Genomic DNA, 23,650 nt, shown 5'->3' with positions numbered 1-23,650 from the left:
GAGCACCACTTCATCAGTGAGTGCCCTTCTAAAACATTTATTTATTTTTTATTACGTTTCTTATCAGCTTTTTGTCTTTCTGAAGTATTGAGAATTTTCTTTCTTAATCTAATTGAATCAGGAGTTACTTCACAGTATTCATCATCATTTAAGAATTCAATAGCCTCTTCTAGAGTTAAGGTCTTAGGAGTTCTGATTGCAGCGGCATGGTCTTTGCCGGCAGCACGAGTGTTTGTTAAGTTCTTACCTTTAATAACGTTGACCGCAATATCACGATCACGAGAAGATTGGCCAACAATCATCCCTTCATAAACTTCTACTCCAGCACCAATAAATAATTCACCACGTTGTTCAACAGTTTGTAAAGAATACGTAGTTGATTTACCCTGGCTAATCGATACTAAAGCACCATTTTGCCGTCCCGGTTCCCAATTTTTGACAACTGGCTTATATGAATCAAAACTGTGGTTCATAATGCCGTAACCACCTGTTTGGGACATAAATTCATTATTATAACCAATTAAGCCACGAGAAGGAACCAAGAAGTCTAAACGGGTTTGATTATTGCCAGTTGAAGTCATATTCTTCATCTCACCTTTTCTTTGTGAAAGAGAATCAATGACAGAGCCAACATATTCATCTGGAGTATCAACCTGGACAGCTTCAAATGGTTCACACATTTTGCCGTCAATTTCACGATAAATTACCTTTGGTCTTGATAATTGCAATTCAAAACCTTCCCGCCGCATTTCTTCAACTAAAATTGAAAGGTGCAATTCACCACGACCAGAAACAGTCCAGGCGTTTAATTGATCAGTCGGCTCAACTCTTAATGACACATCAGTACGTGTTTGCTTAATTAGTCGATCCTCTAACTTCTTAGGCGTAACTTTGTCACCCTCACGACCAGAAAATGGTGAGTCATTAGCAACAAAGTCCATTTGCAAAGTTGGCGGATCTATTTTAAGAAGTGGCAACGCTTCCGGATTTTCGGCAGAAGCAATAGTCTCACCAACAAAAATATCGTTAATACCGCTGATGGCAATAATATCCCCTGCTTTAGCTTCATTAATTTCATTACGCTTCAAGCCGAAGAAACCGAACAATTTCGTAACCCTAAAGTTTTGGGTAGAACCGTCACGCTTCATGACAGTGATATTATCACCAACTTTAACTTTACCGCGATAAATGCGGCCAACACCAATTCGACCAACATAATCATCCCAGTCAAGCATTGTAATTTGGAACTGCAAAGGCTCATCAGCATTGTCAATAGGCGCAGGAATAGCCTTAATAATAGTGTCAAAAATAGGATTCATCGTTTCTTCCTGTTTAGCAGGATCTGGATCATAGGATGAGGTACCATTCAAGGCCGATGCATAAACGACTGGAAAATCAAGTTGTTCATCGTTAGCGCCAAGTTCAATAAATAATTCCAAAACTTCGTCAAGAACTTCTTTGGGACGAGCACCTGGGCGATCAATTTTATTGATAACCACAATTGGCTTAACTCCAGCCTCTAATGCCTTTTTTAGTACGAAACGAGTTTGCGGCATAGTTCCTTCATAAGCATCAACCAGCAATAAGGCACCATCGACCATATGCATGATTCGTTCAACTTCACCACCAAAATCGGCATGTCCTGGAGTGTCCAAAATATTGATGGTAGTGTCACCATATTTAACCGCAGTATTTTTAGATAAAATAGTAATACCACGCTCACGCTCAATATCGTTGGAGTCCATTGCCCGATCTTCCAGAGCCATATGTTCAGGGAGAGTGTCGGATTGCTTCAATAATTGGTTAACCAAAGTAGTTTTACCATGGTCAACGTGCGCTATGATAGCTATATTTCTAATATCGTTTCTTCTTTTTTCTGACAAAAGTATTCCTCCTCCACTCCTCAATAAAAAAACTGTGACGTGGTCACAGTTTCGGCGGCACGTCAAAAACATGCTGATCGAAGTGTTTCATATCTGTATATTTACGCTCATTGATTTTACCACCTAACTGTTTAAGGGTCAACGTTTATCCCTCTTTTTCAAATTAAAAATTTAGTATAGAATAAAAAGCAGACAAATTAGTTTATTTTATGTTACAAATATAACTATAAACTTTTATGAAAGAGTGAATGTAATTGATTTTAATGAAAGATATTACCCGAGATGGAAATCCGGTATTACGCAAGGTAGCCAAACCACTAACTTTTCCTTTAAGCGAACATTATCAAAATTTAGCAAAAGAAATGATGGAATATCTGATTAACTCCCAAGATCCTAAAATTGCCAAAAAGCACCAATTACGTGCTGGCGTTGGTTTAGCCGCACCTCAAGTTGGTGAGAGCGTCCAGATGGCCTCATTGTTAGTACCAAATAATCAAAATGAAATAGTTTTCAAGGAAACTTTTGTTAACCCGGAAATTTTGTCCGAATCTGTCAGACAGGCTTGTTTAAGCGAAGGTGAAGGCTGTCTGAGCGTTGATAAAGTAATTGATGGCTATGTGCCCCGTCCTGATAAATTGAAAATTCATTATTATACTGTTTCTGGTGAAGAAAAAACAGTCCGGTTAAAGGATTATCCTGCAATCGTAGCTTCACATGAAATTGAACATTTGCGGGGTCATCTTTTCTATGACCGCATCAATAAACAAGACCCATTTAAATTAGATGAAGATACCGTAGTCATTTATTAATTTTTCACAAATATTTATGTCGTCAGCTATCGTTTTGACGGCTTTTTTAATAAAGCTGGCAAAACTTGATTCTATACTTGTTTTTGCATGTATGGTAGAATTTTACTAGCTATTGGAAGCTTTAAGCTGTCCAAAATTAGAACGTTTTATTAACTGAATAAGGAGAATACAAATATGATCTACAAAGTTTTGTATCAAAAAGATAAGGTTGTCAATCCTAGACGGGAAACAACTAAAACTCTTTACCTTGAGGCAGAAAATTTGGTCGCCGCAAGGACTATGGTTGAGGAAAATACCCCCTATAATATTGAACTCATCCAAGAATTAGCCGGCAATTCACTGACTTACGAAAAGGAGCATGCCGATTTTAAGCTAACTTCTTTTGAGAGTAAGAAGTAATATCTGTGCGAATAAAAAATAATGAAGTTGCCGTCGTTGCAATCGGGGGGTTGCACGAAATAGGCAAGAATATGTACTGTGTACAGTACCAAGACGAAATTATTATTATGGATTGCGGGATTAAGTTCCCTGAAGATGATCTCCTTGGTATTAATTATGTGATTTCTGACTATTCTTATTTAATTAAAAACCGCAAAAAGATTAAAGCTCTAGTTGTTAGCCACGGACACGAAGACCACATTGGCGGGATCCCCTTCTTACTAGAAAAGATCCCGGAAATTCCAGTTTACGCTACCCCATTTGCCTTAGCTTTAATTAAGGGCAAACTTGAAGAGCACGGCATTTTACGAACAACAGAATTACACGAAGAGCACGAGGACACTGTACTTAAATTCAAGAAATTAACGGTTACTTTCTTCAGAACCACCCACTCTATTCCAGATACTTTAGGCATAGCTGTTCATACCCCGCTAGGTGCAGTCGTGTTTACGGGAGATTTCAAATTTGATTTAACACCGGTAATGAATCAACCAGCTCCGGATTTTCAAAAGATGGCTAAATTAGGTAATGAAGGCGTTTTGGTGCTATTATCCGATTCAACTAATGCTGAAGTCACCCAATTTACTAAGTCCGAGCGTTTTGTAGCTAAATCATTGCATGACATCATTACGGGGATCCACGGTCGCATAATTTTTGCTACATTTGCCTCTAATCTTTACCGCGTATCGACTGCTATCCAGGCAGCAATAGATACCGGACGTAAAGTTGCCATTTTTGGACGTAGTATGGAAAATGGTGTGCAAAATGGCATTGATTTGGGCTATTTGAATGTTCCTGACGGCTTGATTGTAGATGCTAACGAAATAAATCACACACCAGCTGAACAAGTGATGATTTTATGTACCGGCTCACAAGGCGAACCTTTAGCTGCTCTTTCCAGAATAGCAAATGGTACTCACAGACAAATTAGTTTACAGCCTGGCGATACTGTGATTTTTTCTTCAAACCCAATACCTGGTAACACATTAAGCGTTAATCATTTGATTAACAAGTTAATGGAAGGTGGCGCCAGCGTAGTTCATGGCCGCATTAATAATGTCCACACCTCAGGACATGGTGGTCAAGAAGAATTAAAGATGATGGTTCGTCTAACAAAACCTAAGTACATGATTCCGGTTCACGGTGAATACCGCATGCAGGTCATTCATACTGAATTGGCACAAGCAGCAGGAGTTCCAGCCGCAAATACATTTGTTTTGGAAAACGGTGAAGTCATTTGTTTTGGACCTGAAGGCTCCCGCATAGCTGGTCATATTCCAGCTGGCGATGTCTATGTTGATACATCTGGCACAGCCGATGTAGGCAATGTCGTCGTTCATGATCGCCAGGTCTTATCCGAAGACGGTTTAGTAGTTGTGGTGGCAACAGTTGATTACAAGCACAAACGTGTCTTAGCTGGACCCGATGTCTTGAGTCGAGGCTTTGTTTATATGCGGGAATCTACTGAATTAATCAACCAGGCTCAAAAGCATATTTATCACATTATAAAGTCTGAAATGGACAAAACGGAGCATCCTAAAGACAGTATGATTCGCAATGCCATTATTACTAACCTTTCTGATTTTCTATATTCTAAGACAAAAAGACGGCCGCTGATTTTACCAATGTTAGTTGAGAAAAAATAACGAAAAGCCCTTTTTAAGGGCTTTTTATGTAATGAATGAAATTTTATGGATAACAAATTAAAAATACATCTTTTGGTTAATGAAGTAGCTGGTAACGGTCGTGCTAAAAAAGCACTCGAAAAGACTACAGCTTTATTAATCAATGAAAATATTAACTTTGAATTGCGAAAAAGCACTTATGCCGGGGAGGCTATTTACATTGCGCAAGAATATGGTGACCAAAAGCATTCGCCCGCGGAAATTTTGTTGGTAATCGGTGGTGATGGTTCTCTTAATGAGGTGCTAAACGGAATTAAAAGATCCAAAAATCCAAAAACCCCTATTGCCTACCTACCTGCAGGAACAGGTAATGACTTTGCGCGCGCTGCTAACTTAACTAATGATCCGAAAGTTCTTATAGATCATTTACAACAAGAATTTAAACCAGAGCGGATAGACTGCGGGACTTTTATTTTTCCTGATATTGCCCCTAATAAGAAGTATTATTTTGCCAACAGCTTTGGCATTGGCTTTGACGCATTTGTCAACCATAATAGTAATATTTCAAAATTGAAAAAAGTTCTGAATCATCTTAGTGAAGGTAAATTAATATACGGCTGTAATGTTTTAGCCACTGTGACCAAACAAGATACTTTTATTGTAGATATTGAAAGGAATGGTCAAAAATTTCATTTTGACGATGCTTTCATGGTTACCACAACTAATCATCCCTATTTGGGCGGAGGTCTGCCCCTTTTACCTAGTGCTAAAATTGACAGCCATAAAATATACACCGTGGTGGTTGAGAAATTTAGTTTGGCCAAATTGGTTAAACTATTTATCAACCTCCTTAAAGATGGCTCGCATGTCAATGATCCTCAATTTCATTATTTTGAAGCTAATAAAGTTACGGTAACAACAATAAAAAAAGAATATGCCCAAATAGATGGCGAAGAAATTAAACGGAATAATTTTAACATTAAATTTTCCGTTTCAAGTTTCAATCTTTTACGCTAAAAAAATTAGTTTTGTCACTACCTAGAAAAAACACAAAAACCGAGCATTTGCTATGCTCGGTTTTTTTGTGTTTGACTACATTTGCCTTAATAAGATATACACTTTTTAATATCAGTCTTTTAGACCGCTAGTTATTATTACCTTTTCACAATTTTATACTTATAGCAATTAAAACTCATATGATCAAGCAGTTGACTTAAACTACGTTTTTTAAAGTGTTTATCTGAACTTAAAATCGCATAGCGACCTCCTGCGTCAACTAAATTATCTTGAGTTAGTTTGAAGCCATTATGTTTATAAAATAATAATCTATTAATCCTTTGAGAATAGTTTTTTGCTGTTTTAATAACTGGTTCAATGTCTAAAACAATTTCCTGACCTGGATGGTTTCTTTTCATTAGATTTAAAATCTCACTACCGTAGCCCTGGCAACGCCAGATTGGATCTACTGCCAAATAGCCAATATAAATGATTTGCTTTGCATAAGTCCAGAAAATTAAGCCTATAAAATTTTTCTGATCATAAATGGCCTGAAAATTTACTCTTTTTTGCAGATCCATTGCAAGCAAGCCAATAATTGGAAACCGCTCCTTTTTTGGAAATGCACTTAAATATAATTTTTTTACTTTAAAATAATTTTTTGTTCCCCATTTAACATTTTCAAACGTTAAAATAAATATCACCTTTCTCTAACTTAAAATGCGTCAAATGAACCGTTTTTGCGCTCTTTTTTATACAATAATTGAAAATTAAAATGCCAAGCAAGAACCAAATTACATTTACCACTATAAATAACATCAGTTTCGACAATGAAACTCCATGGCCAAGAAATATTTGCCGCACTATTTCAATGCCGCCCACGTAAGGAATAACCTCCTGAAAAGCATTATATACTGGAAAATAAACATTTGACAACATTAGCAATAAAGCCTGCAAAATAGTAGCCCACTGTCCCATTCTTTTAAATCTAATGGAACCAGAAGCAAAAATCATTCCGATGCCAAACATTCCTAAGTTGGAAATTAAGGAAAAAGCAAACGTCAATAATATAGCTTTTAATAATTCCGCTACTGTAAACATTGAAAAAAACGAGGCTACAAGTCCTATAATTAAGAGATAGATCCAAACAAATAAGTTTTCTGCCAAAGTTTGAATAAAGTATAGAACCCACAAGGGAAAGACGGATTGAGTTTCACTTTCAAGCAGACCAGTTCGCTCATCAGTCTCCACCCCATTACTACATCCACCCAATGAGGCAATACCAATACTCCAAAACAAAAAGCCAACAATGGTAAATAAAACCCCTTGTTTGGTACCAAAGGATAACAACTAAAAAAACTCCGGCATATAAAACAAGCGAACTAATAGCAGAATTAACATAACGAATTTGTAGTTTTAGCTCTAAATATAATTGTATCCAAAAAATATTAAATAGCTTTTTGATTTTTTTCATTTTGTTTCCTACTTTCGCTTATAAATTCCACGGTACTCAGAAATTAGGTCATTTTCGTCCATTTTATGTTCAATATTTTTTCTATTTGGCCATCTCTTAAGAACAGATAATGGTCAACAACTCCAGAGAGCATCTGAGTGTCATGCGATGAAATAAAAATAATATTGCCATTCTTATTTTTTAAATCAAGAATAAAAGGGGCTAAATCCTCTTGAGCAGCTATGTCCAAACCGTTTGAGGGTTCATCTAAAAGTAAAACTTCTGTTCCCATTGCTACTCCCACCAAAATAGCAGCTTTTTTCTTTAAGCCAGTGGACAAGTTCTGAAAAAAAGTATTAAGTTCATTTGAAAAATTAAAATCTTGAGCCATCTTACGAATATTATTTTCCGTTCTTTTAGTACTAATTCCCTTAAGTGAGGAAAAGTACATTCCGTTTTCAAGGGTATTCAGTCTATACATAAGACCCCTCTCTCCGGATGCAACGAAACTTGTGTGCAAGCAGGCCCACTTAAAATAGGATCCTTTCGTTTGATCATTCCTGATCGTGCCCTCAGTTGGTTCTAGTACTCCTGCAAGTAGTCTTAACATAGTTGATTTTCCCACACCATTAGGTCCAACCAAACCAATTACTGTAGGTTCCAAAGGGATTTTAATGTTAATATCATGTAAAACTGGCTTTTTACCGTAATTTTTCTTTACCTGATCAAAAACTATTGTCATAGACTTTGCTCCTTCCCCCAGATTAAAATAAAATAATATCATTAATTTAACCATTATATTTGAAAAATAGCAATGAAAATTATATTTGAAAAATATTTTTAATTAAGATATGAAATATTTACTTGTAGTTGCGCTAAACGCATTATGGTGTCGATTAAATTTTGTCTGTCAGCTTTAGCACTAATAGCGCCATTTTGGAGATTAAAATCAAATTCCGAAGCTAACGATATATCACCAATAGTTGCGATCAAATCAACGTCACTTGCACTAGGGTCAAGCTTGAAAAGTGAACGACCGTCATCACTAACAATAAACTTTTCTTTTGCAGTTCTTTCTACAAAACAATAAACTGACTCATTAAAAGAATCTCGATAAATTGTTTCAACTTCCAGAGTATTTTGATCCATTAGTAAAACATGAGTATGATTATTAACCCACAATTGCAGAGTATTTTTAAACTCATTCAAAACAGCATTTTTTCCTATCATAGCGAATTTTTACCCCGCTCTTGTTACTAACTTGACATCTTGCATCCCAATCATAGGATCTATCTGCCCTGAGTATATCAATTCAGGTGTCAAAATATAATTCTTTTTCTCAGGACTTATTTCTTCAGAATTTGATACAACGTCTTGGTCACTTTTAGCTGGAATCTGCTTCTTAGTTTCCTTGGGCTCAACTTTTAACACCGCTTGTAATTTAGTAGTTAAGCCAGTCTTGCGATCGTTACCTGAAGTAGTCAAAGCCATTTCATAAGCACGGGGGTCGCCAATTAAAACCAAATTTTTTTCTGCACGAGTAACAGCAGTATATAACAAATTACGTTTGAGCATGACATAATTTTGCATAGTCAGACTAAGGATAACTAAAGGAAATTCAGAACCCTGGGCTTTATGAATAGTAATTGCATATGCTCTGGTTAAATCGAAAAGATCCTTTTTGCTAAAAGTAATTTCCCTATCATCGAAGTCAGCAACCATACACTTTTGCGAATTTTCGTTATCAATTGCTAAAATTTTGCCGATTTGACCGTTATAAATATCTTTTTCCGGATTATTTTGCAGCTGTAGAATACGATCACCTATACGAAAAATCTCGTCATGTACTTCCAGTGTTTTGCTATTTTCCTTAGGCGGATTAATAATTTCCTGAATTACATCATTCAAATTATTTACTCCGCCATCACCCTGATACATAGCTCCTAGGACTTGAATATCATCGGGATTGAACCCTTTTGCCAAAGCCCGCTCAACAATCTGACTAACTACGTGAGCAACTTCATGAGGTGGACAAGAAATGAAGGAATAGTTGCTGGTTTTCTGAAATAATTCTTGCACATTTTTACCCATATTAATGTCATGAGCAAGTGTGATAATGCTGGAATCATCACCTTGACGGTGGATTTGCTTGAGAACTGTAGTGGGAAAAGCTTGCGATTTGATCAAATCAGCAAACACATTTCCTGCACCAACAGAGGGCAACTGATCCTTATCTCCAACAAAAACAATATGTTTAGTTTCATTAATGCTATAAACCAATTGTTTAAACAAAAACATATCTACCATTGACATTTCATCAATGATTAAAATCTCACCATTTAACTCGTTCAAATCAGTTGCATCATTTTCTCCAATTCCCAGTCCTAATAATCGATGGATTGTTTTAGCTGTAATACCAGTGATTTCTTCCATTCTTTTTGCAGCACGACCTGTAGGTGCTGCCAGCAAAAATGGTGGATCCGTACTATAAAGAGACGATGATGGTATTTCGGCCAGCTCTTTCAATGCTAACAAAATACCGTTTATGATAGTAGTTTTGCCAGTCCCTGGACCACCAGTTAAAATTGAGATGGGATTAGTCAGCGCATTTTTAATAGCAGCTTTTTGGGTTTCATCATAAGTAATCTTTAACTTAGCTTCAGCCTGAGCTATGGCGCGGTTTAATTCCTTCTCACTATATTTTGAACTCTTATGGCTTTTTTCCACCAAATTTTTCATTGCATTGGCAATATCACTTTCAGTTTCATATATTTCCTGCAGCGCTGCATTTTCACCCATTACCACCACTTTTCCTTGATGCTGGAGATTATTAACGCAATCAGCTATAACATCAAATTGCTCAACTTGAAGCAATTTACCAGCCTCTGTTAGCAACTGTTCCAGTTTGATGTAGGTATTACCTTCTTTAGCAACTTCATCAAGTAAAATTTGAAAAATAGCGCCATTAACTCTTTTAGGATCTGCGGAACTAATTCCTAGTTTACTACCGATTCGATCGGCACTTTTAAACGCATAGCCCGTAACTTCAGCAATAGAAGCATAAGGATCTTCTTCAAGTTTTGCTAAAGTATTACCATGATAAAGTTGGTAAAGTCTACCAGCTACTTTTTTATTTAAGCCAAATTGCGCCAATTTTAGTACAGTTTCAGAATAAGAATCCATTAAGCTGACACCATTTAGCAGACTATCTTTTTGCTTTTTGGTTAATGACAAAGTCGCTACTTTTTCAGGTTTTTCTTTTAAAATTGTTAGTGCATCCATTCCTAAGTCTGAAATTATTGCACTGGCTGCCTTTTTACCGATTCCCGGAAATTTACTTGAACTCAAGTAGCTGATTAAACTGCCTTTTTCATGAGGTAAAGCTAGTTTATAGTTATCTGAGCGAAATTGCAGGCCAAACTTATTATGAACAATTAGCCTGCCAGAAAAGCTATAAGTTGCACCAACTTGGACATCACCAAAATTACCGGTAACCTTAATTTCATCACGATCGTATTTTTCAAGTTTGCCAATTATGGTGACATCAAGTATCTTATATAGATCCTGGTCATTTTCAAAAACTATTCTGTTAATTTTTCCGGTAAAAGTTGTCATTTTTTCTTTCTCGCATTAGTTATTAATTTTAGTGCAGAAGCATACTTTTGCTCTTCTTGGGCAAAAACTTTGGGATCCTGCTCTTTAGCTTTGGCAAAATACTTTTCTGCTTCTAGACGGTTTTGTGTCAAACTTGTGATTCCCAGCATGAAATTGACTTTTGCCGTCCTTTGCTCTTTCCCGATTTTTTTATAACTTGACTCTGCCTGATTGATTTCACCAAGACTGAGCCAAATATCTCCTATCAATTCCCACGTCTTGGCATCTCTTTGTTTAATAGTTAAAGCATAAGCAAGTGCTTTTTGCTTTTGTCCTATTTTGAAAAAAACGAGAGCCTTTTGGTATAAAACTAAATCGTCGTTGGGAATCTGGTTAAGTATATTTAAGGCCTTTTTAAATTCACCTTGCAAGTAATAGCACACTGCCAGATCATAATCTAAATCCTGCGGATGAGTAACCAAATTTTTAGCCTTTTCTAATAACTCCGTAGCTTGATCGCTGCTACCCTGTTTTATTAAATAGGTGGCCAATTTTAAATAGTTTTCACTGTTATCTGGCTTTTCATCAATGTGAGTAATTAATTCGTGTATCTTTTTTTGAACAACTTCGGAATTACTTGTTGCTTTCCTTTTCTCTATCATAATGAATCTGAATTCACCATTTTTCTACCTAAAAATCCTGTTTCGTTCCAAACTAAAGCATCAAAAGTTTTGCCTTTATCTTTTGTTTCTAAAACTGTCAGACTAGTATTGCTTAAGCCGCCGTTGCGCCTGATATCTGACAGCGGATAGCCTAATAATCCTCCCATAATTGCCCCTAAGGCTGCACCGTGACTTACAGCAATTACTTTATCATCCGCCTTAAACTTCAGCGCAATATCATGACCAAAACTTTTACCGCGAGCAATGACTTCAGAATAATTTTCTCCACCTATACTGTGACCGTCATATTTTTCGGGATGATCCCAAATATCAGTTACTTGCTTGGGGTAATTAGTTTGAGCTTCAGCGAAAGTGAGACCTTCCATTGCTCCCAAATCGAATTCGCGCAGACGATCATCTACTTTAATTGCAAGAGGGCAGCTCAATGTTTTTACTAAGCCTTCCGCTGTAGCCTTAGCTCTTTTTAACGGACTTGAATATATTCCGGCAAATTTGGTGCCAGCTAAAAAACCGCCTAATTTTTGAATATCACTTAAGCTTTGAGGCAAAAGTGGTGAGTCACCGTGAGCTCCTTGAAAACGCCTTTGTAAATTCCATTCTGTTTTACCATGTCTGACAAAATAAATTTGCATTCATTAATTACTCTTTTCTATAGCTGTTGCTATCTAGTTTATCATTTAATTAGTTTAAAAGAAAAACGAACACAAATAAAAAGGAAAATGCATGGTACATTTTCCTTACTTGTTTGTATTAGACTAATTGTAATTGCTGCTCATTCTGGTAGGCGCAGTCGATATTGCCACCGCCTAAACACTCTTCGCCTTGATAAAGAACCAGAGCTTGTCCAGGAGTGACAGCGCGTGCCGGCTCATCAAAGTAAACTTTTGCCCTGTTTGCTGCAGCATCATAAGATACTGTCACGCCGACATCTGGTTGACGATAACGGAACTTGGCACTGCAATGAATTGTAAAATCATGCTTGGGCTGTCCAGTAAAAAATGACATGTCACTAGCTTCTAATTCAGTGGCATAAAGTAGCTTGCTGTCATAACCCTGCTCCACAATCAATTGATTTTTTTGCAAGTCTTTGCCGACAACAAACCAAGGGGCTGTAGATTCTTTAGTTGAACCTAAGCCTAAACCGGATCTCTGACCGATTGTATAATACATTAAGCCAGCATGATGACCAACTACTCTACCATCTGGCGTAATCATTTCACCAGACTGGGCAGGTAAAAATTCACTCAAAAACTTACGAAAGTTTCTTTCCCCAATAAAGCAAATACCAGTGGAATCTTTCTTTTTCGCTGTAGCTAAACCATTTTCTATTGCAATTTCCCGGACTTGCGGCTTTGTGAGATTGGCTAATGGAAAAATAACGCGGCTAATCTGTTTTTGATTTAACTGACTTAAAAAATAAGTTTGATCCTTATTACCATCTTTAGGACGCATCATGTGTGTGATGCCATTTTTATCAGTTATTGTTTTTGCATAATGCCCCATTGCAATATAATCTGCGTCCAGATTGAAAGCAAACTCTAAAAAGGATTTGAATTTAATCTGACTATTACACATTACATCAGGATTTGGCGTGCGCCCTTTTTTATATTCATTTAAGAAATACTCAAAAACTCGCTGCCAATACTCCTTTTCAAAATTAATTGAATAATAAGGAATACCAATTTGATCAGCAACTTTTTTAACATCTTCATAATCGTCAGTAGCTGTACAAATACCAGAATCATCGGTATCATCCCAGTTTTTCATGAAGACACCAATTACGTCATATCCTTGTTTTTTCAAAAGAAGGGCGGAAACTGAAGAGTCTACCCCGCCACTCATTCCTACAACTACTCTTTTATTTTTCTTTTCCAAATTAATCAATCCTTCACAGCGACAATAATTTTACGTTCCTCAAGATCTTTTAAGATATAATTTAAAAGTTCCACTGTGGGAGCCAATTGCTTATTTTTAAAAATATTGACCTTTTGCAAGCCATTTCTATCAGTAACGACCATTGTTAAACGTGTCATTTCCTTGTTAATGGTCATTTTCAACTTTGTTGGGGCGTTATATGGTGAATCATTATAAAGTGGATGCTCATAATTAAAATTACCCTTAACAGTTTTAACAAAACCGGCATCAATCAGTGCATATAATTTCAAGTCGGGACTAAGCGTAAACTTGCGTGTATCACCATTAATCATAACCATATTTGCCATAATATTACCTCACTTACTTATAATAAGCATATCTTTTTAAAAAAGCAATTTTTTTATTTGTTTTGTATTTTACCCACAATTTTAACCAACTGTCTTGCAAAAGCAGAAACTTCTTCCTCAGTAGTATAACGTCCAAATGATATACGAATTGATTCAGATATTCGCGGAGAGTTTTTACCAAAACAAGCCACTAAAACATGGGAAGGCTCAAGTGTTCCTGCGGTACATGCAGAACCCCCTGAAACCGCAAACCCAGCCAAATCTAAGTTTGTTTGCAGAATAGTCGTATTGACATTAGCAAAATGCAAGTTCAAAACATGATGAGAATCAAATTTTCTAGTTCCACCATTAACTTGATACTCAATTTGAGCTTGGTCAAGTTTATTTAAAATAATTTTTTGCAATTTCTGATAATTAGCCTGGAGCTTGTTCTTATCCACAGCTGCAATTTCATTAATAGCTTCTCCAAAACCTGCAATTCCTGGAACATTCTCGGTTCCAGCCCTGCGTTTAGTTTCCTGTTCCCCACCATAAACTAAAGGTGGTAGTTTAATAGCATTTTTTTCATATAAAAATCCCAGAAACTTAGGACCATTGATTTTATGAGCAGAAGTGGATAATAAGTCGATATTCATTTTAGCAACATCAAGATTAATGTTTCCTAATCCTTGAACTGCATCTACATGAAAATAGGCATTACTTTGTCTTACCATTGCACCAATTTCAGCCAAAGGATTGATTGTTCCAACCTCATTATTAACTGCCATTACAGATACCAAAATAGTTTGCGGAGTTAAAGCCCTTTTCAAATCAGCCAATGATATCCGACCATCTGTATCTACATCAAGGTAGATAACATCATAACCCTCTTTTTCCAGTTGCTGCATTGGCTTTAAAACAGAGGGATGTTCAATTTTTGTTGTGATAATGCGTTTACCAATATTTTTGCGACTATGAGCAGTCCCAAAAATAGCAGTATTATTACTCTCAGATCCACCGGAGGTGAAAATTATCTCATTTTCGCTGGCATTGATTGCTCGGGCAGCTTCTTGCCTGGCAAGATCAATGACATGACGGGCCTTACGTCCTAATTCATAAGTACTGGAAGCATTACCAAAGTCATTTTTCATTTCTTCAGCTATCACATTAATTACTTTGGCAGACATAGGTGTCGTAGCAGCATTATCCAAGTAAATTTCTGTCATTTATGAATTCATCTTCTCTATGTAAGTACAAATAATTTTAGCCGCTTTAGCACCCACTTTTTGTGCAAACTGATCAAAGTCTTCATTTGCATCTTGATTGCCATTGTCAGAAATAGCTCGCAAAGCTATTAAAGGCTTATTAAAATGATAAGCCACCTGTGCAAAAGCAGCCCCTTCCATCTCAACTCCTAAAGCTTGAGCAAAATTTTGCTTAATATCATTTTTTTGTGCTTGTGAACCAATGAAAGAATCGCCTGTGACAATAAGTCCCTCTTTATATTCAATGTTCTCATGCTGCAAAAACTGTGCAAATTGTGTTCTAGCAGTCGACTTCAAAACAAACTCTGCCGGTTCACCTGGTATTTGTCCTTCAACATAATCCCCTGCTAGAGTATTATGCGCATCGTGATAAGCAAATGAACTGGCTAAAATCAAATCGCCCTTTTGAATATTGGGCTGTAAAGATCCTGCTGTACCAGTCATAAAAACTAAATCAATATTAAGCTGGCATAGCAAACTAGCTAAATTCATAGCAGCTTGGACTTTACCAATTCCACTCAAACCAATATATAAATCATTGTGGTTAACGCAAAAATGCTCGAATGTAGTAGATCCGAACATTTCTTTGTGACCAGAGTGAAAATACTTATGATAATATTCAGCCTCAATTTCCATTGGGACAATAATTGCTATCTTCATTTTTACCCTCGTTTTTATTTATAAGTGAAATAACGCCAATAATACCAAAATAATTAAAATTGAAACGATGAGAATGGCACGATTAAGCTTACCTTTCAGTCTTAATGCTTTGTCTTGACTGGTAGTTGGTTGAGATTGTGACTTGTTCTTTTCTCTTCTTGGAGTCTGCTCCTGAGTCTTTGCCCTTTTATTTGAAGATTCATTTGGTTGTATAAATTCATCTTTATTACGGGTAAAATCAGGATTAACGTCAACTTCAGCATCATTATCATCAAAAGCAGATTTAATTGTATTTAAAATATTTTTGCTTTTTTGCTTTTTTAATTTTTTACGGTAATCAGATCGCTTTTCTGTCATTTTAATCCCTTGTATTAGCACTGGTAAGCAACATATTTTCCCAAACACTCATTGCATATAATGTCTTGGCATCAACAATTTTACCTTGTGCCGCAAGCTGTTTCAACTTTTCCAAACTATACCAGTGACTAATTAAAAATTCGTCAGGATCAAGCGCCTTTTTATCAGTCAATTTGGTTAATGTATCACAATAAAATAAGTATAGTTTCTCATTAGTAAAGCCAGGCGACGAATAGAATTCCGTTATCTTTTCCCAGTAGTCAGCATGATAACCGCCTTCTTCATTTAATTCCCTTTTCATGGCATCTAATGGACTGGCATCAGTTTCATCTATCAATCCTGCTGGAATTTCCAAAGTCAACTCTTTAATCGGCTCACGCCACTGCTCAACCAGCAACATTTCTTGCTTATCATTTACTGCAATGGCAGCCGAAGCAGGCTGATGTTTTACAACTTCTCTTGTTGCAGTTTCACCATTAGGTAATTTGATAGTTCTAACTGAAAGATCAACTATACGCCCAGTAAAAATTTGTTTTGAGGAGATTTCAGTTTCTGTTAAATCCATTATTCACTTTCCTGTTAATCAGCTAAATATACGTTCACACATTGGAGTCCATTTTTTCCTTGAGCAAGCTGATATTTAACCTTTTGTCCTACTTGTAAGCGGCGATAACCTTCTTCTTTTATTGCTGTATAAAAAACAAAATATGATTTCTGGTTTTCATTATCAGTAATAAAACCAAAACTACTGTTACGATCGAATTGCTTTACTGTTCCGTAGCGCATTATTCTTCTAAGCCTTCCTGTACAGCTTCAGGGTAATCCTCTTTGACAATTTTAGCACATCTACCGCAAAGCATTGGAACTTCACTATCAGCTCCGATATCAGTTCTAATCATGCGACAACGAGGACAAACTTCTCCTTTAGCATGCTCAACTATAAAAGCACCATTTGGTAATTTTTGAGCATTTGCCGGTGCCTCACCATTAGCAATTGTTAATTTGGACACAATTAGAATTTGTCTAAAATTGGCATCAAGGTTAGCTAAAACAGTTTTCATCTCATCTGTGGGATAAACTGTGACAGCTGCTTCAAATGATTTACCAATTAATTTTTGATCACGTGCTTCTTCGAGCACCTTCAAAACATCATCACGTAAATTCATGAATTTCTGCCAATTTTCCAGAAGCTCATCATGATTATCATATTGTTCAACTTCAGGCATCTCAGCAAGCTGGACATAATCTTCTTTTTCTTTTAAGAAGGACCAAACTTCTTCCATTGTGTGAGGCAATATTGGTGTCATGATTTTAGCAAGTTTTACCGCTGCATCATAGATTACAGTTTGCATAGATCTTCTCGCATGACTATTTTTGCTTTCAATATAAAGAACATCTTTGGCAAAGTCCAGGTAAAATGCTGATAAATCGTTTGAGATAAAGGCAAATACCTTTTTATATACATTATTAAAGTCGTAACGTTCATAACTGTCAAGGCAAGTTTTAACTAAATCGTTAAGTTTAACTTCCAGGTATTGATCAATAGAATTGAGATTTTCATAAACCACACGGTCTTTTTGCGGATCAAAGTCTGAGGTGTTAGCCAGCATGTAACGGAAAGTATTCCGAATTTTACGATAACTTTCAGAAGTTTGACGTAAAATATCTTGTGAAACGGCAACGTCAGAAGTCGTGTCAACTGAGGCAACCCATAACCGAATTATTTCTGCACCCATTTGTTTGATGACATCGTTTGGAGAAATTACATTACCTAACGATTTAGACATTTTATGTCCTTTTTCATCTAAAACAAAGCCTTGTGACAAAATACCACGATAAGGTGCCTTACCCGTGGCAGCTACAGAAGTAATCAGACTTGAATTGAACCACCCACGGTATTGGTCACTACCTTCAAGGTAAAGATCACATGGAAATTTCAAATCTGGTCTTTTGGCCATAACAGCCTGATGGGAAGACCCTGAATCAAACCAAACGTCCAAAATATCTTTTTCTTTAGTAAACTTACCATTTGGAGAATGTTCAGAAGTGAAACCTTCGGGCAATAATTCCTGAGCAGTCTTCTTATACCAAGCATTTGAGCCCTCTTTAGCAAAAATCTGGGCAATATGCTCGATAGTTTCTGGCGTCACAATTGCAGTGCCATCTTCTGCGTAAAAGATTGGCAGTGGAACACCCCAAGCACGCTGTCTGGAAATTACCCAGTCACCACGATCTTTAATCATATTGTGTAAGCGTAATTGACCCCAAGAAGGCGTAAATTTAACCTGATCAATTTGGTCAAGAATTTGCTGACGAAACTTAGCAACAGAAGCAAACCATTGTGTGGTAGCACGGTAAATTACGGGCTTCTTGGTGCGCCAATCATGTGGGTAAGAGTGGGTAAAGAAACTTAACTTGAGTAAATTCCCTGACTTCTTTAATTTTTCGCTGACAACTTTATTCGCATCATCATAAAATAAGCCAGCTAAATCAGGATCATTAATATCTGCAGTAAAGCAGCCCTTGTCATCCATAGGACTATATACAGGTAGACCATACTTTTGAGCAACATTATAGTCGTCTTCACCAAAGCCGGAAGCTGTGTGAACTAAGCCAGTACCATCACTAGCAGTAACGTGCATCGCATTCATTAAAATGGCATCACGATCATACAAAGGATGCTTAGCAACCATACGGTCCATTTCACTACCCTTAAGATGTTGCACCACTTCATAGTCATTCCAGTCCAATTCTTCAGCAACGGCTTCTAAACGATCAGTTCCAACCACGTAACGCTTATCGTTAACCTGGACTACTGAGTAATCAAACCCTGGATTGACTGTAATCCCTTGATTAGTAGGAATAGTCCAAGGTGTAGTTGTCCAAATCAAGAAATATGTCTTCTCAGGATTCAGAATTCCTTTACCGTCTTTTACAGGAAATGAAACATAAATTGAAGGTGATTTAATATCGTGATATTCAACTTCAGCTTCAGCTAATGTTGATTCACTTGAAGGAGACCAATAAACGGGCTTTTTGCCTTTATAGATATATCCTTTTTCATACATTTTGCCAAAGACGCGAATTTCTTCTGCCTCATATTCTGGCTGATAAGTAATATATGGGTGGTCCCAGTCTCCCATTACGCCTAAACGCTTAAAGTCAGTCATTTGCTTTTTAACTTCTTTACTGGCAAAATCTTGACAAAGTTGACGGTAATCCGCAAGATTCATTTTTTTGCGGTCAACACCCTGTTTAGTCAATTGCTGTTCAATTGGCAAACCATGAGTATCCCAACCCGGAACATAAGGAGCATAATAACCGTTCATGTTTTTGAAGCGAACGATTATGTCCTTAGATACTTTATTCATCGCATGACCAATATGAATATTACCATTAGCAAAGGGAGGACCATCATGCAAGTCGAATCTTGGCTTGCCTTTGTTTAATTTTAATCTCTGTTCATATAATTTATTTTCTTCCCATTCTTTTTGCCATTGTGCTTCACGTACTGGCAAATTGCCCCGCATCTTAAATTTAGTTTTACCTAAATTAAGTGTATCTTTCACTCTCATTTTTTAATCCTTCCTATCAAAAAACCTCGTCCTAAAATTAGGGCGAGGTTAATATCGTGGTACCACCTAAATTGAGTTGCTAAACTCCACTTAATGAATTGCGTATCGTGCAACTACCGTGACAAACCATCATTAACAGCTGATCAACTTTTAAGCTCTTATATTAGACTCACACCCTCACTAATTCGCTGAATTGCTCGCAAGTTTTACTGTCAGTTTGTCATTTATGATTTTTATAGTCATCCGGAAAAATAATAGTAGTTCCGCCAGAATTATTATCGGCTGCAGCATCGTCGTCATTAACAGTTTCAATACTAGGACTGTCACCGGTCATCGGTTGAGGACTATTATTTGTTTCTTCAGAGTCTTGTTCAAAGTTTACTTCATCATCCGTATCGTTGTCAACCTCAAAATCCTCATCTTCCTCATCAGTATCATCGTCATCGTCTTCATCGACATCCTCGTCCTCATCGGTGAGCATGATTGGTTCTGCACCATCTGGAGGATAAAATCGTTCTGTATCAAAATATTGATCAAGAGCTTTTTGCCACTTTTCGTCATTCAGATTCTCAATTGCTTTTTGTAAAAGTTCTTGTATATACCTGCGATAACCGGAAGTTTCCTTTTTGACCCGTTCATAATCTAACTTAATAGTTTCCAGTTGCTGACGCTGATAATCAGTATCAATTTTAGCCTGCTCAGTTGCATTATTTGCCTGAACTGTAGCGTCATTGATAATTCTTTCTGCTTTGATCTTGGCATTATTTATGGCTTCTTTAGTAGCATTTTCATTCTGCTGATACTGTGCAACTTGCTTTTGCAAATTTGAAACTCGATCTTGTAATTGTATTATTTTATTTTTATAATCAACATTTTGATCTAATACATCACCATAATCGTTAATAATTTGATCTAAAAAACTATCAACTTCATGCCTGTCATATCCACTCAATCCTCTTTTTTTAAATTCTTTATTGTGAATTTTTATCGGAGTCAGCTTCTGCGTATCTTTCTTTTCGTCTGCCATAGCTTATATACCACCTTATAATTGCCTTTTTTTGTCGTTGAAATACTCATAATCTTACATCTGCCAAAATGTCTTAGGCTAAGAACATCATCTTCTTCAATTATTATATTAAAATCTTTAATAGTATGCCAATTTAATTTAACTAAATTATTCTTAATATTTGCTTTAATTTGGCTTCTACTCTGTTTAGCGATCGCTGCCAAAACTGCATCCAATCGCAATGAAGAAGCAATTACCGTTAAGTGTTTACTTTCATCTTCAACTGCTAATATTTTTTCACTTGAAATAGGCCTTAATTTAACTTCTGTGTGGCCTATATGAGTAATTTCATATTGGAAAAAATCAGTTAGTTCACTTTTGCCAAAAAATTGCCAGCGCCCATTCCCATCCGTAATAATATCACCAAATGTAGACGTTTCTATTCCAGCATTTGCTATACTTCCTAATACATCACTATGTGTCAAAGAAACAAATTTTTGAGGATATTCAATTTCAAAAAGAGAGATTTGATATGACAGAGGTGAAACAGTAGCCCAATCTTCTGTTATAACAACTCTCTTTTTTTCAGCGTTTAAATAGCCACCAAAGCTTTGCAGGCAAACTTCATTTTCAGCCAGCTTTTTTAAAATATCTCTTTCCCCTGGGTCTAAAAATTCAGTTAAAACTTTTTGATGTTTATAAATGACATCATTTATAAGCCCATTCATTCTATCAACTGTTTTTTGGTCAGATAAATTTCCCTTAAAGACCACATTTTTAATATAAAAACTACGTTTTGAGATATTAGATGCTTTCAAGAACTGCCCCCTAATAGTGAAGGTGAAATTACTACTCTGTCACTTCGTAAATTATTATAGCATGAACTGTGACTTTCTTTTATTTTAGGAAATAATTAAGCCAACTGATAAATAAAGAGCTAGTAACTCCGTCAAAGTTAAAACGAAATTTACCAGCTCTTTATTAAGATTGGAGGTTAAACAAATAAATGAAATAAAATATTTGCAATCCAATTTAAAACATAATCTTGGACAAAATAAAGTAAAAGCAAACCGATTAAAAATGAAATGTCTAATCCGGTGGCATTAGACAGTCTGGCAATTGGCCCCTTCCGAAAAATATTCAAATAAGGATCAATTACGCGATTAATTATGCGACCCACAGCTGAATCGCGTAAAGAGGGAACCCAACTTAAAATTGCATCAATTACCATGACTATACTATAAATCCATATTACATAGTCAATAATATTAATGCCGTAATATATGATATTTGCTGCCATTAACTTAAAGAATCTTTCTTATCAACTAGATCACTAATTTTGCCATTCGTGACAAACTTCGGCGGAGTCGCTAAAAAAATTTTATCGCCGATACGTTGAATTTCACCATTTAAAGCGTACACTGTACCAGTAATAAAATCAACGATTCTTCTGGCTGATGCATCTTCCATTCTGCTGAAGTTAATTATTACCGCTTTATTATTCAATAAATTCTGTGCAACTTCTTTAGCATCTGAATAAACACGTGGTTCATAAAGCACAATTTTGCTTTTGGCAGCATTCATACCAGATTTAATGGAAACAACTTTGTCACGGTTAACAGTACCAGCAGGAAAATTATCTTCATCACTTAACTGCTGCTCTTCTGCATAATCGTCATCTAACATTTCATCTTCATCATTTGCCACGCCGAAAAATTTGCCTATTTTACTAAAAGCCATTTCTCTTGCCTCCTATTAGTTTTCACCACGATGCCTGAAAAATGGAATATCATCAGTATCGTCATCATCAAAAGCATTAGTTTCGATTTGTGAAATGCTACTTTGATCGTCTTCATCAAATGAACTAGATTTATCATCCTGATTTGCCGTAAAAGGAGCTGACCGGCGGTTGCCCTCATCATCATTATCCAAGCCCCAAACACTTGTTGGATCAACCATTGGCTTATGTTTGGGCGCACTTTGAACTGCACCGGAGTTTTCGCTTACAGCCGAATTCTGTTCCATAGGTCTTTTAACTGAGTTAATTTTTCTTTCCGGAGAAGTATTGGCTTGACCTGGTTGAGATTTAATCTGGTGACTGTGACCCGGGAGCTGCTTTGAGGCTTCCTCCTCTGCTTGAGAGTTGATTCCTGTCGCAATAACAGTAACTACAACCTCATCTCCCAAATTAGGATTAATAGAAGTGCCAAAAATTATATTAACATCGTCACCTGCAGCCTTAGAAACGATTTCTGAAGCATCCTGCGCTTCAAATAAAGTAAGATCAGGGCCACCAGTTATATTTAGCAGTACCTGTTTAGCACCATCGATCGATACTTCGAGCAGAGGGGAAGAAATTGCCAGTTTTGTAGCTTCAACAGTGCGATTTTCGCCACTTGCACGGCCAATACCCATTAAAGCAGCGCCTTGATTAGCCATCACAGTTTTAACGTCAGCAAAATCCAAGTTGACATAGTCAGTTGAAGTAATTAAGTCAGAAATACCCTGAACACCTTGTTTTAAAACATTGTCAGCTTCTTTGAAGGCATCCATCATTGGTGTCTTTTTGTCAACCATTTCCAGCAAACGGTTATTGGCAATAATAACAAGAGTATCAACGTACTGCTTTAACTGTGCAATACCCTCAGCGGCATTTTTTGATCTTTTTGGACCTTCAAAAGTAAAAGGACGAGTTACAACGCCAACAGTTAAAGCACCTGTTTCGCGGGCAATCTTAGCTACAATTGGTGCAGCACCAGTTCCAGTACCACCACCCATTCCAGCAGTAATGAAGATCATATCCGCGCCCTTTAAAGCATCCTCAATTGTCTGTTCACTTTCTTCTGCAGCCTTTTGGCCAACTTCAGGGTGAGAGCCTGCTCCAAGTCCTCTTGTCAACTTAGGGCCTAACTGAATTTTATTTTCTGCTTTATTACTATTTAATGCTTGTACATCAGTGTTAGCAGCAACGAAGGAAACTCCCTGCACACCGTCATCAATCATTCGATTAACAGCATTACCACCAGCACCACCGACACCAATAACTTTGATGACAGCATTTTTATTGTCGTCTGAATCGAACGTGAAATCCATCTAATTAACCAC

At 36.6% G+C, this 23,650-nt stretch carries 25 protein-coding genes; 4 read left to right on the top strand and 21 right to left on the bottom strand.

What is annotated here, in order from left to right; all coding sequences use genetic code 11:
* Positions 1-41 precede the first annotated feature (41 nt).
* Positions 42-1,883: a translational GTPase TypA gene (gene typA, locus LDX54_RS04525; protein ID WP_265666754.1), complete on the bottom strand. Its 1,842-nt coding sequence runs from the start codon at positions 1,881-1,883 to the stop codon at positions 42-44.
* A 254-nt stretch (positions 1,884-2,137) separates the two neighbouring features.
* On the opposite strand from typA, the gene def reads away from it, so the two are divergent.
* The 4 genes from def (at position 2,138) to LDX54_RS04505 (ending at position 5,772) form a co-directional block, all read left to right on the top strand.
* Positions 2,138-2,692 (top strand): peptide deformylase, encoded by a 555-nt coding sequence (gene def, locus LDX54_RS04520; RefSeq protein WP_265666755.1) that lies wholly within the window; start codon positions 2,138-2,140, stop codon positions 2,690-2,692.
* A 174-nt stretch (positions 2,693-2,866) separates the two neighbouring features.
* Entirely contained in the window at positions 2,867-3,091 is a 225-nt protein-coding gene (locus LDX54_RS04515) for a DNA-dependent RNA polymerase subunit epsilon (RefSeq protein WP_046324764.1), read from the top strand.
* A gap of 5 nt (positions 3,092-3,096) precedes the next feature.
* Positions 3,097-4,776, top strand: coding sequence for a ribonuclease J (locus LDX54_RS04510; protein WP_265666756.1), 1,680 nt, complete (start codon positions 3,097-3,099; stop codon positions 4,774-4,776).
* Between the two features lie 45 nt (positions 4,777-4,821).
* Positions 4,822-5,772, top strand: a complete 951-nt coding sequence (locus tag LDX54_RS04505) for a diacylglycerol kinase family protein (RefSeq protein WP_265666757.1) — start codon at positions 4,822-4,824, stop codon at positions 5,770-5,772.
* Positions 5,773-5,909: 137 nt separating this feature from the next.
* Here the strand turns inward: LDX54_RS04505 and LDX54_RS04500 are convergent, their stop codons facing one another.
* The 20 genes from LDX54_RS04500 to ftsZ all read right to left on the bottom strand — a co-directional run bounded on the left by LDX54_RS04500 (position 5,910) and on the right by ftsZ (position 23,638).
* Positions 5,910-6,455, bottom strand: coding sequence for a GNAT family N-acetyltransferase (locus tag LDX54_RS04500; RefSeq protein WP_265666758.1), 546 nt, complete (start codon positions 6,453-6,455; stop codon positions 5,910-5,912).
* Positions 6,433-7,101 (bottom strand): ABC transporter permease, encoded by a 669-nt coding sequence (locus LDX54_RS04495; protein ID WP_265666759.1) that lies wholly within the window; start codon positions 7,099-7,101, stop codon positions 6,433-6,435. Before LDX54_RS04495 ends, LDX54_RS04500 begins: the two co-directional genes overlap by 23 nt.
* A 167-nt stretch (positions 7,102-7,268) precedes the next feature.
* Entirely contained in the window at positions 7,269-7,946 is a 678-nt protein-coding gene (locus tag LDX54_RS04490; RefSeq protein WP_265666760.1) for an ABC transporter ATP-binding protein, read from the bottom strand.
* 98 nt (positions 7,947-8,044) lie between these two features.
* Positions 8,045-8,434 (bottom strand): DUF1828 domain-containing protein, encoded by a 390-nt coding sequence (locus LDX54_RS04485; protein WP_265666761.1) that lies wholly within the window; start codon positions 8,432-8,434, stop codon positions 8,045-8,047.
* 9 nt (positions 8,435-8,443) lie between these two features.
* Entirely contained in the window at positions 8,444-10,819 is a 2,376-nt protein-coding gene (locus LDX54_RS04480; RefSeq protein ID WP_265666762.1) for an ATP-dependent RecD-like DNA helicase, read from the bottom strand.
* Positions 10,816-11,460, bottom strand: coding sequence for a CDC27 family protein (locus LDX54_RS04475; protein ID WP_265666763.1), 645 nt, complete (start codon positions 11,458-11,460; stop codon positions 10,816-10,818). Before LDX54_RS04475 ends, LDX54_RS04480 begins: the two co-directional genes overlap by 4 nt.
* Positions 11,457-12,113: a histidine phosphatase family protein gene (locus LDX54_RS04470; RefSeq protein ID WP_265666764.1), complete on the bottom strand. Its 657-nt coding sequence runs from the start codon at positions 12,111-12,113 to the stop codon at positions 11,457-11,459. The genes LDX54_RS04475 and LDX54_RS04470 overlap by 4 nt, the downstream gene beginning before the upstream one ends.
* 118 nt (positions 12,114-12,231) lie before the next feature.
* Positions 12,232-13,323 carry a tRNA 2-thiouridine(34) synthase MnmA gene (gene mnmA, locus LDX54_RS04465; RefSeq protein ID WP_232352202.1) on the bottom strand — a complete coding sequence of 364 codons (1,092 nt, stop codon included), beginning with the start codon at positions 13,321-13,323 and terminating at the stop codon, positions 12,232-12,234.
* Positions 13,324-13,361: 38 nt separating this feature from the next.
* Positions 13,362-13,703 carry a DUF1831 domain-containing protein gene (locus LDX54_RS04460; protein WP_046324756.1) on the bottom strand — a complete coding sequence of 114 codons (342 nt, stop codon included), beginning with the start codon at positions 13,701-13,703 and terminating at the stop codon, positions 13,362-13,364.
* Positions 13,704-13,756: 53 nt separating this feature from the next.
* Positions 13,757-14,908 (bottom strand): cysteine desulfurase family protein, encoded by a 1,152-nt coding sequence (locus LDX54_RS04455; RefSeq protein WP_265666765.1) that lies wholly within the window; start codon positions 14,906-14,908, stop codon positions 13,757-13,759.
* Complete coding sequence (locus LDX54_RS04450) at positions 14,909-15,607, bottom strand: 5'-methylthioadenosine/adenosylhomocysteine nucleosidase (protein ID WP_187156581.1); 699 nt, start codon at positions 15,605-15,607, stop codon at positions 14,909-14,911. It abuts the gene before it with no gap.
* 18 nt (positions 15,608-15,625) lie between these two features.
* The gene (locus LDX54_RS04445) at positions 15,626-15,964 is read right to left on the bottom strand and encodes a hypothetical protein (RefSeq protein WP_265666766.1); all 339 of its coding nucleotides are present in this window, start codon (positions 15,962-15,964) and stop codon (positions 15,626-15,628) included.
* 1 nt (position 15,965) lies between these two features.
* Positions 15,966-16,529: an NUDIX hydrolase gene (locus tag LDX54_RS04440; protein ID WP_265666767.1), complete on the bottom strand. Its 564-nt coding sequence runs from the start codon at positions 16,527-16,529 to the stop codon at positions 15,966-15,968.
* Between the two features lie 14 nt (positions 16,530-16,543).
* Positions 16,544-16,750, bottom strand: coding sequence for a cold shock domain-containing protein (locus LDX54_RS04435; RefSeq protein WP_122025989.1), 207 nt, complete (start codon positions 16,748-16,750; stop codon positions 16,544-16,546).
* Positions 16,750-19,539, bottom strand: coding sequence for an isoleucine--tRNA ligase (gene ileS / locus LDX54_RS04430; protein ID WP_265666768.1), 2,790 nt, complete (start codon positions 19,537-19,539; stop codon positions 16,750-16,752). Before ileS ends, LDX54_RS04435 begins: the two co-directional genes overlap by 1 nt.
* Before the next feature lie 220 nt (positions 19,540-19,759).
* A complete protein-coding gene (locus LDX54_RS04425; RefSeq protein ID WP_198202411.1) occupies positions 19,760-20,566 on the bottom strand; it encodes a DivIVA domain-containing protein in 807 nt (268 codons plus the stop codon).
* Positions 20,533-21,363, bottom strand: a complete 831-nt coding sequence (locus LDX54_RS04420) for a YlmH/Sll1252 family protein (protein ID WP_265666769.1) — start codon at positions 21,361-21,363, stop codon at positions 20,533-20,535. The genes LDX54_RS04425 and LDX54_RS04420 overlap by 34 nt, the downstream gene beginning before the upstream one ends.
* A gap of 176 nt (positions 21,364-21,539) precedes the next feature.
* A complete protein-coding gene (locus LDX54_RS04415) occupies positions 21,540-21,845 on the bottom strand; it encodes a YggT family protein (protein ID WP_110446024.1) in 306 nt (101 codons plus the stop codon).
* Positions 21,845-22,285: a cell division protein SepF gene (gene sepF / locus LDX54_RS04410; RefSeq protein WP_122025985.1), complete on the bottom strand. Its 441-nt coding sequence runs from the start codon at positions 22,283-22,285 to the stop codon at positions 21,845-21,847. The genes LDX54_RS04415 and sepF overlap by 1 nt, the downstream gene beginning before the upstream one ends.
* A gap of 15 nt (positions 22,286-22,300) precedes the next feature.
* Entirely contained in the window at positions 22,301-23,638 is a 1,338-nt protein-coding gene (ftsZ, locus tag LDX54_RS04405) for a cell division protein FtsZ (protein WP_265666770.1), read from the bottom strand.
* Positions 23,639-23,650 lie beyond the last annotated feature (12 nt).

The sequence above is a fragment of the Lactobacillus sp. IBH004 genome, from assembly GCF_026185255.2.
Lineage (GTDB): Bacteria > Bacillota > Bacilli > Lactobacillales > Lactobacillaceae > Lactobacillus > Lactobacillus melliventris.
This window is presented reverse-complemented; position numbering and strand designations above follow the sequence as displayed.

Excerpts from the sequence above, each read along its gene's own strand:
- LDX54_RS04515 (WP_046324764.1), top strand. The coding sequence starts at position 2,867 with ATGATCTACAAAGTTTTGTATCAAAAAGATAAGGTTGTCAATCCTAGA.
- LDX54_RS04505 (WP_265666757.1), top strand. The coding sequence starts at position 4,822 with ATGGATAACAAATTAAAAATACATCTTTTGGTTAATGAAGTAGCTGGT.
- LDX54_RS04490 (WP_265666760.1), bottom strand. The coding sequence starts at position 7,946 with ATGACAATAGTTTTTGATCAGGTAAAGAAAAATTACGGTAAAAAGCCA.
- LDX54_RS04485 (WP_265666761.1), bottom strand. The coding sequence starts at position 8,434 with ATGATAGGAAAAAATGCTGTTTTGAATGAGTTTAAAAATACTCTGCAA.
- LDX54_RS04480 (WP_265666762.1), bottom strand. The coding sequence starts at position 10,819 with ATGACAACTTTTACCGGAAAAATTAACAGAATAGTTTTTGAAAATGAC.
- LDX54_RS04475 (WP_265666763.1), bottom strand. The coding sequence starts at position 11,460 with ATGATAGAGAAAAGGAAAGCAACAAGTAATTCCGAAGTTGTTCAAAAA.
- LDX54_RS04470 (WP_265666764.1), bottom strand. The coding sequence starts at position 12,113 with ATGCAAATTTATTTTGTCAGACATGGTAAAACAGAATGGAATTTACAA.
- mnmA (WP_232352202.1), bottom strand. The coding sequence starts at position 13,323 with ATGAGTGGCGGGGTAGACTCTTCAGTTTCCGCCCTTCTTTTGAAAAAA.
- LDX54_RS04460 (WP_046324756.1), bottom strand. The coding sequence starts at position 13,703 with ATGGCAAATATGGTTATGATTAATGGTGATACACGCAAGTTTACGCTT.
- LDX54_RS04455 (WP_265666765.1), bottom strand. The coding sequence starts at position 14,908 with ATGACAGAAATTTACTTGGATAATGCTGCTACGACACCTATGTCTGCC.
- LDX54_RS04450 (WP_187156581.1), bottom strand. The coding sequence starts at position 15,607 with ATGAAGATAGCAATTATTGTCCCAATGGAAATTGAGGCTGAATATTAT.
- LDX54_RS04445 (WP_265666766.1), bottom strand. The coding sequence starts at position 15,964 with ATGACAGAAAAGCGATCTGATTACCGTAAAAAATTAAAAAAGCAAAAA.
- LDX54_RS04440 (WP_265666767.1), bottom strand. The coding sequence starts at position 16,529 with ATGGATTTAACAGAAACTGAAATCTCCTCAAAACAAATTTTTACTGGG.
- LDX54_RS04435 (WP_122025989.1), bottom strand. The coding sequence starts at position 16,750 with ATGCGCTACGGAACAGTAAAGCAATTCGATCGTAACAGTAGTTTTGGT.
- ileS (WP_265666768.1), bottom strand. The coding sequence starts at position 19,539 with ATGAGAGTGAAAGATACACTTAATTTAGGTAAAACTAAATTTAAGATG.
- LDX54_RS04425 (WP_198202411.1), bottom strand. The coding sequence starts at position 20,566 with ATGGCAGACGAAAAGAAAGATACGCAGAAGCTGACTCCGATAAAAATT.
- LDX54_RS04415 (WP_110446024.1), bottom strand. The coding sequence starts at position 21,845 with ATGGCAGCAAATATCATATATTACGGCATTAATATTATTGACTATGTA.
- sepF (WP_122025985.1), bottom strand. The coding sequence starts at position 22,285 with ATGGCTTTTAGTAAAATAGGCAAATTTTTCGGCGTGGCAAATGATGAA.
- ftsZ (WP_265666770.1), bottom strand. The coding sequence starts at position 23,638 with ATGGATTTCACGTTCGATTCAGACGACAATAAAAATGCTGTCATCAAA.